Origin of the sequence: Sphingomonas panaciterrae, assembly GCF_036890205.1 — a bacterium.
Taxonomy (GTDB): Bacteria; Pseudomonadota; Alphaproteobacteria; order Sphingomonadales; family Sphingomonadaceae; genus Sphingomonas; species Sphingomonas panaciterrae.
This window is the reverse complement of record NZ_JAKNQR010000002.1, coordinates 638,747-647,607: the sequence shown is the minus strand read 5'-3', so window position 1 is coordinate 647,607 and position 8,861 is coordinate 638,747. Positions and strand designations below refer to the sequence as shown.

General features: G+C 64.7%; 8 protein-coding genes and 1 tRNA gene. All 9 read right to left on the bottom strand.

What is annotated here, in order from left to right:
- The 9 genes from L8F96_RS10075 to L8F96_RS10035 all read right to left on the bottom strand — a co-directional run bounded on the left by L8F96_RS10075 (nucleotide 1) and on the right by L8F96_RS10035 (nucleotide 8,837).
- A tRNA-Gly gene (locus L8F96_RS10075) sits at nucleotides 1-70 on the bottom strand.
- A gap of 265 nt (nucleotides 71-335) precedes the next feature.
- Entirely contained in the window at nucleotides 336-752 is a 417-nt protein-coding gene (locus tag L8F96_RS10070; RefSeq protein WP_125944750.1) for a cupin domain-containing protein, read from the bottom strand.
- A gap of 98 nt (nucleotides 753-850) precedes the next feature.
- Nucleotides 851-1,372, bottom strand: a complete 522-nt coding sequence (locus L8F96_RS10065) for a phosphoribosyltransferase (protein ID WP_046411393.1) — start codon at nucleotides 1,370-1,372, stop codon at nucleotides 851-853.
- A 35-nt stretch (nucleotides 1,373-1,407) separates the two neighbouring features.
- Nucleotides 1,408-1,728 (bottom strand): DMT family transporter, encoded by a 321-nt coding sequence (locus tag L8F96_RS10060; RefSeq protein WP_125944749.1) that lies wholly within the window; start codon nucleotides 1,726-1,728, stop codon nucleotides 1,408-1,410.
- A 228-nt stretch (nucleotides 1,729-1,956) separates the two neighbouring features.
- The gene (locus L8F96_RS10055) at nucleotides 1,957-4,059 is read right to left on the bottom strand and encodes a M13 family metallopeptidase (RefSeq protein WP_334655906.1); all 2,103 of its coding nucleotides are present in this window, start codon (nucleotides 4,057-4,059) and stop codon (nucleotides 1,957-1,959) included.
- Between the two features lie 171 nt (nucleotides 4,060-4,230).
- On the bottom strand, nucleotides 4,231-6,048 hold the full coding sequence (locus L8F96_RS10050) for a DUF885 domain-containing protein (protein ID WP_197075586.1): 1,818 nt from the start codon (nucleotides 6,046-6,048) through the stop codon (nucleotides 4,231-4,233).
- 63 nt (nucleotides 6,049-6,111) lie between these two features.
- On the bottom strand, nucleotides 6,112-6,888 hold the full coding sequence (locus tag L8F96_RS10045) for an ABC transporter permease (RefSeq protein WP_125944747.1): 777 nt from the start codon (nucleotides 6,886-6,888) through the stop codon (nucleotides 6,112-6,114).
- A complete protein-coding gene (locus tag L8F96_RS10040) occupies nucleotides 6,885-7,817 on the bottom strand; it encodes an ABC transporter ATP-binding protein (protein WP_046411384.1) in 933 nt (310 codons plus the stop codon). The genes L8F96_RS10045 and L8F96_RS10040 overlap by 4 nt, the downstream gene beginning before the upstream one ends.
- A 57-nt stretch (nucleotides 7,818-7,874) precedes the next feature.
- The gene (locus tag L8F96_RS10035; protein ID WP_241212521.1) at nucleotides 7,875-8,837 is read right to left on the bottom strand and encodes a L,D-transpeptidase; all 963 of its coding nucleotides are present in this window, start codon (nucleotides 8,835-8,837) and stop codon (nucleotides 7,875-7,877) included.
- Nucleotides 8,838-8,861: the final 24 nt, after the last annotated feature.

Sequence of the window (8,861 nt, the reverse complement as noted above, 5' to 3'; positions counted from 1 at the left end):
GCGGGTGAAGGGAATCGAACCCTCGTCGTAAGCTTGGGAAGCTTCTGCTCTACCATTGAGCTACACCCGCGTGACCAGCGGCTGACCGCTGATGCCTGATCGCGTCCGCAGTCTGGAACTGCCTCGCGACGGGCGAGCAAGTGCCACGGTTCGGGGTGGGTCGTCAACGTGGATCCGCTGACTTCGTGGCGGAATGAGTCCAGTTGGCGGACGGGCGTGGAAGCCACAGAAGGAGGTTGGGCGGTGGGGTAGTAGAGCCCTGAGCGTTGGTTCGGCGAAACGGTGTGACGGGTGAACGGCGCCGCTGGATCGAAGGCGACGCCGTTGCATGCGGATCAGCGGCCGACGGCTTCCTTTACCTTGTCGGCGGCCTTGGCGAGGAGGCCCTTTTCAGCCTCTTCCGCTTCCGCCTTGGTCTTGAAGGCGGCGCCCTCCGGTTCGGCGGGAGGCGCGTAGACCGAGAACAGTTTCAGCGCGCCGCTGCCCTTGTTGATGATATTATGCTCCGCGCCCTTGGGGATGACCACCATGTGGTTCGCGGTCGCCTTGGTCCGGTGGCCGTCCACGGTGACCTGCGCCTCGCCGGTGACGATGAAGGTGGTCTGGTCGGCAGGGTGCGTTTCGAGGCCGATTTCCTCGCCGGCGGGAATGCTCATCAGCACGACCTGGATCTTGCGATCGCGATAGACCTCCTTCTGCCACAGGTCGTTCTTGGTCGCGAGTTCGATCATGTCCTTGTTGAAGATCGCCATTCCCGGTCCTTTCGATGCCGCAATGCCGCCCAAACGCGCAGGGGAGCGAAGGGATGCGAGCGCCGCGACTGGTGCCGCAGGCCGGATGCCAGAGAGCTTCAGCTGGTGCGTTCGGGTATCTCGGCGGCATCCTGTGCGATTGCGTCTGCGGTGGCGACCGCTTCCCACGGGAAGACGAACCAGTCCTTGACCACGCGGCGGTCGATGACGCGGGCGCGGTAGGACACCTGTTGAGCGGACACTTCATTGTCGAGCAGAGTGGCGAAACGGACCGAGCCGGGCTGAGCGCCGGCCTCGTCTACCCAGGTGCGCAGCAGTCCGAGCGTGCGGCCGGTGTCGTTGATGTCGTCGACGAACAGCAAGCGTTCGCCATCACGGGTGCGAGCGGCGAGGCGGGTCAGCAGATCATCGCCCGCCTGCGGGGTTTGCGCGGACAGATCGTAGGATGCCATGGGAAGGCCGGTAGCGTGGCTGAGGTAGACGGCCGGCACCAGGCCGCCGCGGCCGATGCCGACAATGAGCGTCGGCTGCCAGTCGGTCGACATCGCGAGCGCTGTCGCCAGCGCCCGAATGTCGGCAACGAAGTCGTCATGGCTGATGAAGGTGTAGATCGGCTGCACAAGTGCCTCGCGTAGATGAAAGTGTCGCCGGGCGATCAGCTGTCGGCAAAGGCCTTGGTTCCGACCACGCCGATAATGATCAGCGCGATAAAGGCGATCTGCACCGCGTTGACCTTTTCATTGAAGATCAGCGTGCCGAAGATGGTGACGCCGACGGCGCCAAGCCCGGTCCACACGGCGTAAGCGGTGCCCGCGGGCAGGCCTCGCATCGCCAGCGCGAGCAGGCCCATGTTCACGAAGCTGAGCGCAATCGGGATCGCCGAAGCGGCAAGGCTGGCCTGCATGGCGGCCCATTTCAGGCTCAAGGCCCAGATGATTTCGGTCACGACGGCAACAGCCAGAATCAGCCACGCCATAGATTTCTCCTGATGCGGGCTCGAATTGGACGTGTCGGCCGGAAACCCGAAAGAGGCCGGACAGCGTGGGCTTGGACACATGGGTCACGAAGCGGATGGCGCGATAAGGTTGTCGGGCGCGCGCGTAAAGCCCGGAGTAGCGCGACATCGCGCGCTATGGGGAAGGGGGGCTGCCCCCGTCCCACCGCATAGCGGCAGAACGGGGGCAGGCACCCGATCAGCGACGTCTTACCAGATGCGAACGCGGTCGCCGGGGGCGACATATTGCTTCTGGTCGGGCGTGATCTTCCACGCGGCATACCAGGCGTCGATGTTGCGCAGCGGATTGACCGCGCGGATCTGGCCCGGTGCGTGCGGATCGCTGACGAGCTGCTGGCGAAGTGCCTCGTTGCGGAACAAGGTGCGCCAGACCTGGCCCCAGCCGAGGAAGAAGCGCTGCTCCCCAGTGAACCCGTCAAGCACCGGCGCCGGCTTGCCGCCCAGCGAGGCATGATAAGCGTCGAGCGCCATTAGCACGCCGCCGAGATCGGCAATATTCTCGCCCATCGACGCCTTGGCGTTGATGCGCAGGCCGGGCAGGCCCTCGAACTCATAAGCCTCGTACTGCGCGCCATAGCGAGCGGCCTGCGCCTCGAACTTGCGCGCGTCGTCCGCGGTCCACCAGTCGCGCAGCACGCCGGCGCCGTCCGACTTGCGGCCCTGATCGTCGAAGCCGTGGATGATCTCGTGACCGATCACGCCGCCGATGCCGCCATAATTGATCGCGTCATCCGCCTTGGGATCGAAGAACGGCGGCTGGAGGATCGCGGCGGGGAAGACGATCTCGTTCTTCACTGAGTTGTAATAGGCGTTCACCGTCTGCGGGGTCATGCCCCATTCGGCCTTGTCCACCGGCAGCGCGATGCGGTTGCGGCGGTAATCCCATTCGAACCGCGCGGCCCGCTCGGCATTGCCGACGAGGTCACCCGGAACGATGCGCAGGGCGGAATAATCGCGCCACTTGCTGGGATAGCCGACCTTGACGCTGAAGCCTTCCAGCTTCTTGAGCGCTTCCTGCTTGGTCTGCGGGCTCATCCAGTCGAGATTGCGGATGCGACCGGCAAAGGTGCCACGCAGGTTGGAGACCAGCGTGTCCATTTTCGCCTTGGATTCAGGCGGGAAGTAGAGCGCGACGTAATCGCGGCCAATGCCCTCACCGATGCCGTTTTCGGCAAAGGCGACTGCGCGCTTCCACCTTTCGCGCTGCTGCGGCTGGCCGTTCAGGAACTTCGAGCGGAAGTCGAAATGCGCGTCCACGAAGCGCTTCGACAGGAGCGGCGCGATGGCATCGGCCGTGCGGAAGGCCTCCCACGCCTTCAGCGTGTCGAGATTGGTGTCGGCATAGACCTTTGCGATCCCCGGGAAGGCGGTGTTCTGCGCGACGATCACGCGCTCCGCCTTGCCGATGCCGGCGGCCTGCCAGAACGGATCCCAGGCGAAGCCGGGCGCCAGCGCCTTGAGCTCGGCCAGCGTCATCAGATTGTAGGTCTTGTCGCGGTTGCGGCTTTCCGCGCGGGTCCAGTGCGCCTGCGCGAGCTTGGTTTCCATCGCCACGACGTCGTTGGCGGCCTTTTCCGGGTTCGGCCAGCCAGCCATGGTCAGCATCTGCTCGACATATTGGCGATAGCGCGCGACCTGCGACTGGAACTTGGGATCGACGTAGAGGTCGCGATCTCCAAGGCCGAGGCCCGATTGGCGCAGGTAGAGCGCATAGGTGTCGGGGTTCTTCGCGTCATCCGACACGCCCGGGCCGAAGAAGCTGGCGCCGAAGCCGCCGATCGAGCGGCCCATGACCGTCGCCATGGCGTTCTTGTCCTTCACCGCCTTGATCGCGGCGAGGCGCTGAACCAGCGGCTTCGCATCCAGCTTTTCAGCGGCGGCCTCGTCCATGAAGCCGCGATAGAGGATCGCCGCCTTCATCCGATCAGGGTTGGCAGCGTCGTCGGCGCGATAGCTTTCGAGCAGGGTGCGCAGCCGCTGTTCCGACAGGTCGCGCAATACCGCGAAGGCGCCGTAGGAGGAGCGATCCGCCGGGATCTCAGTCTTGTCGACCCAGCTGCCATTGACGAAGCGGAACCAGTCATCGCCGGGGCGCGCCTTGCGGTCCATGCCGGCAATGTCGAAGCCCCAGGCGCCATAGCTTTCGGCGGCGGCGGCCGGCGCTGCGGGTGCGTTTGCCGAAGCGGCAGCGGGCGCGGTCTGCGACTGGCCCTGCGTACCGCGGCTGAGCGCGGGGGTGCCGAACACGACAAGAGACCCGGCGGCAGCAAGAAGAATGTGCTTTTTCGTCAAGAAATAAACTCCCTTGGCACCGCGATTATCATCCGCGGCGCTTATGTCGGTCGATGTGGATGCAGACGCCTTAGCCGGAGCCAGCGTGACAGAAGCTGAACGAGTGATGTCCCGTCGACAGATACCAATGGTCCGCCGCCGCGTCACGGGCACGCGGCGGCGGATCAATCGTCAGGTGCGGGCGGCAGCGATATAGGCGTTGACCTGCGCCTCGAGCAGATCGAGCGGAAGCGCGCCTTGGCTCAGCACGGCCTCATGGAAATCGCGGATGTCGAACTTGTCGCCAAGCTCCCGCTCTGCCTTGCGGCGCAGTTCAGCGATTTTCAGCTGGCCGACCATGTAGCTGGTCGCCTGGCCCGGCCAGTTGAAGTAGCGGTCCACCTCGCGTGCGATGTCGGTGTCGGAGACCGAGCTGTTCGCCTTGAAATAGGCAATCGCCTGCTCGCGCGTCCAACGCTTCGAGTGAATGCCGGTGTCGAGCACCAGCCGGATCGCGCGCCAGACCTGAAGCGACAGCATGCCGAAGCGATCATAGGGATCGGTGATGACGCCCATCTCGTCGCCGAGCCGCTCGGTGTAGAGGCCCCAGCCTTCCATATAGGCGCCAAAGCCGCCGAACTTGCGGAACTTGGGAAGGCCGGTCAGCTCCTGCTGGCGCGCGATCTGGAAGTGATGGCCCGGCGCGCCCTCATGCACCGAGATGCCGGCGACCTGAACCTTCTGCGTCTGGTTCATGTCGACCAGATTGACGTAGTAGATGCCGGGCCGCGACCCGTCGGCCGAGGGCGGGTTGTAGAAGGCGGTGGAGGCAGTGCCCTCGCGCCATTTCTCGACCGCGCGCACCTCCAGCGGTGCCTTGGGCAGGACGCGGAAGTAGCGCGGCGCGACCTCCATCACCGAGGCAATGATCTTGCGCGCGTCGGCCAGATATTGCTCACGACCGGCGTCGGTGTTCGGATATTTGAACTTCGGATCGGTGCGGATGTGGTTGAAGAATTCTTCCAGCGTGCCGGTGAAGCCGACCTGCTTCTTGATCGCCTCCATCTCCTGCCGGATCGCGGCGACCTGCTGCAGGCCGATGTCGTGGATCTGATCGGCGGTGAGGCTGGTGGTGGTCGAACCCTTCAGGCGATCGTTATAGTAAGCTGCGCCGTCGGGGAGGTTCCAGGCGCCGAAATTCCCCTTCGACAGCGGCTCGATCTCGTCCAGTGCGACGAACAGCATGTCATAGCCGCGCTTGAACGGGCCGGTCAGCGCAGCGCTGGCATCGGACAGCAGCTTCTGCTTCGTCGCTGCCGGAGCATCGAGCGCAGCGACCTTCTTGCGGAAATCCGCCATCACCGTGGAGTCGGCGCCACCGTCGAACGGCGCGCCGGTGACGACCTTGCGCGCGTCGGCGCGGGCAGGGGCGAAATTGACCTTGTTGGGGATGATGCCGGCCGCCGCCTGCTTGCGCATCGTCGCCGTCACTTCGCGCATCACGCGCTCCGTCTCGCGGAGGCGGGCGATATACGCCTGGGCATCGGCGACACTGTCGACTTTGTGATTGTTGATCAGCAGGACGGGGATGGCACCCGCGGGGCTGCCGTTGGTCGACACTGGGAAGCGCAGGTTGCGGAAGCGGAAGGATTCCCGATCCCGCTCCACCTGATGTTCGAACAGGCGGTAGCTGACCCGCGCGCTTTCACCCAGTTGCTCCGGCTTGAAGCGGGCGCGCATCTCCTTGAGCTGCTGCTCCGCCAGGTCGCGCCGCCTTACGTTCGCCGCGTCCGTATAATCGTCGAGCTTGTCGTAGTTGGTCTTGAACCCGAGGTGGGTCTGCGATTCCGGGCTGAGCGCGAGCTGGGCGTCGAAGGCAGCGTCAAGGAACTGAAGCAGCGCGGCGTCCTTCGCGCCCGGCTGCGCCGCAACCGGCGCCTGGGCGGCGGCGGGAACGGCCGCAACGACAGGAAGCAAGGGAAGAAGCATGAGGGCAAGCGTGCGACGCATCGAAATCTCCTGAAGATCAGATGCTTCTTGCCGCCCGCGCCCGCCGGCGCAATGCCCCCCGCGTCAGTTCTTCAGGCGATAGCCGGTGCGGAAGATCCACCATACGGCGGTGAGGCAGACGGCGAAGAACGCCGCCGTCACCGCGAGGCTTGCCAGCGGCGACACATCCGCCTGCCCGAAGAAGGTCCAGCGGAAGCCGTTGATCAGATAGGCGATCGGGTTGAACAGCGACACTGTGCGCCATGGCTCCGGCAGCATGTCGAGCGAATAGAAGGCGCCGCCGAGGAAGGTGAGCGGCGTAACGATCAGCAGCGGGATCACCTGCAACTGCTCGAATCCCTTTGCCCAGATACCCAGCACGAAGCCGAACAACGAAAAGGCGCAGGCGACCAGCACCAGATAGGCCAGCATGATGACGGGATGCGCGATCTCAACGTCGACAAAGAGGTTGGCGGTCAGCAGGATCACCAATGCGACCATCAACGCCTTGGTCGCTGCCGCCCCGACATAGCCCAGCACGGTTTCGAACGCGGACATGGGGGCGGAGAGCAGCTCATAGATCGTGCCGGTGAACCGGGGCATGTGGATGCCAAAGGCGCCGTTGAAGGTGCTTTCCTGAAACAGCGACAGCATCATGAGGCCCGGCACGATGAAGCTGCCGTAGGGGATGCTGCCCACCTCGGTCATTCGAGAGCCGATCGCCGAGCCGAACACGACGAAATACAGGGTCGTGGTGATGACAGGGACGGCAAGGCCGGTCCACAGCGTTCGCCGGAAGCGGTGCATCTCGAACCGATAGAGGGCCCAGACGCCGGCGGCGTTGAAACGGGGCGCCTTCATGCCGCGCGCCTTCCATGAACGAGGTCCACGAATATTTCCTCGAGCGAGCTTTGATGGGTGCTGAGGTCGGAGAAGTTGATGCCGAGATCGCGCAGACGGCCGAGCAGGGAAGGAACGCCGGTACGCTCCGCGTGACGATCGAAGACGTAGCGCAGCTCACGTCCCTCCGCCGTCAGCTCGAGATGCCAGTCGGCGAGTTCGGGCGGGATTGCGGGAAGCGGCTCGGCGAGTTGAACGATCAATTCCTTGCGCCCCAGCTTCTTCATCAGCACCGATGTTTCTTCGACCAGGATCAGCTCGCCGCCAATGATCACGCCGACGCGGTCGGCCATCTCCTCGGCCTCCTCGATATAATGGGTGGTGAGGATGATGGTGACGCCGCGATCACGAAGTTTGCGAACCATCGCCCACATGTCGCGGCGAAGCTCGACATCGACGCCAGCGGTCGGCTCATCGAGAAACAGGATGTCGGGTTCGTGCGCCAGCGCCTTCGCGATCATCACGCGCCGCTTCATGCCGCCGGACAGCTCGCGAATCTCGTTGTCGCGCTTGTCCCAAAGCGACAGGTCGCGCAGCACCTGTTCGACCAGTGCGGGATTCCTCGGCCGTCCGAAGAGGCCGCGGCTGAACGCCACCGTCGCGCGAACGGACTCGAACTGGTCGGTATTCAGCTCCTGCGGGACAAGGCCGATGCGCGCGCGGGCCTCCCGATAGTCGCGCACATTGTCATAGCCGTCGACGGTCACGCTGCCGCCGGTGGCGTTCACCAGGCCGCAGATGGCGCCGATCATGGTTGTCTTGCCCGCGCCGTTCGGCCCAAGCAGCGCGAAGATCTCACCGCGCCTTATGTCGAGATCGACACCCTTCAGCGCGCGGTGACCGGATGCATATGTCTTCTGAAGGCCCTTGATCGAAATGATCGGCTGCATGGAGATCCCGGGAGCTTCCTGCGCCAGGACGGCGCGCATGAGGAGGGTAGCGTCCCCTTATTTGGAGTCGGTCACCAGAACCGCAAGCTTGCTACCGGTCCCGCTGGTCGCAAGCGTTTCGCGCGTCACCAGCATGGTGGCGCCGGGGGCGAGGATCCCTTCCAGTTTCTGCCGAAATTCGTCTGGCACGTGCCCCTTGGTCCGCTCGTCCGCGGTCAACTCACCGCCATCCTTTCCAGAGCCGTCCGGCAGCGGCAGGCGCATCCAATGGGCACCATCGGCATCGACGGCGCGCAGCGTGAACGCCTCGGTATTGGCGACGGGGACGTCGAGCATCACAGGCGCAGAGCCGATCTGCTTGCCGTTGCGCAGCACCACGATGCGGCGATCACGCCCGCTGACGATGATCGACACAGGCCCCGTCGGCGAAACCTCGGGAGTCCAGCTGAAGGCGGCATTGTTGCTGTGCCCATCGGACGGGGCGGAGGGCACCGGGCTGGCCGCCGGCGCCACTTCGGGTACCAGGCTTTCGTTGGTGATCACCACGGTCAGCCCCAGGCTGGTCACGCCGTAAAGCAGCTTGGCAAAGGCCATGGGCAGGCGGACGCAACCGTGGCTGGCAGGATAGCCGGGGAGGGCGCCGGCGTGCAGCGCGATCCCGTCCCAGGTCAGCCGCTGCATGTAGGGCATCGGGGCGTTGTTGTAGAGGTTGGACTTGTGGTCCACCTTCTTCTGCAAGATCGTGAACACGCCGGTGGGGGTGGTATGCCCCGGCTTGCCCGAAGAGATCGTGGTCACCCCAATCGGCACGCCGTTGCGGTACACATAGGCGCGCTGCGTCTTCAGGCTGACGATCATCGTGACCGGGCCGGCGGGCGCGATCTGCGGCGCCCAGAAGAACTGGCCGGGTTTTAGCCGCTCGATCGCGCCGGGCTCGGTCATCGGGCCGCGCTGCTGCTGGGCGGCGGCGGCCGGGGCGATCAGAAGCGCCAACGCGGCGAAAGGCAACAAGCGGCGCATCATCATCCCCGGCATAATCGTATC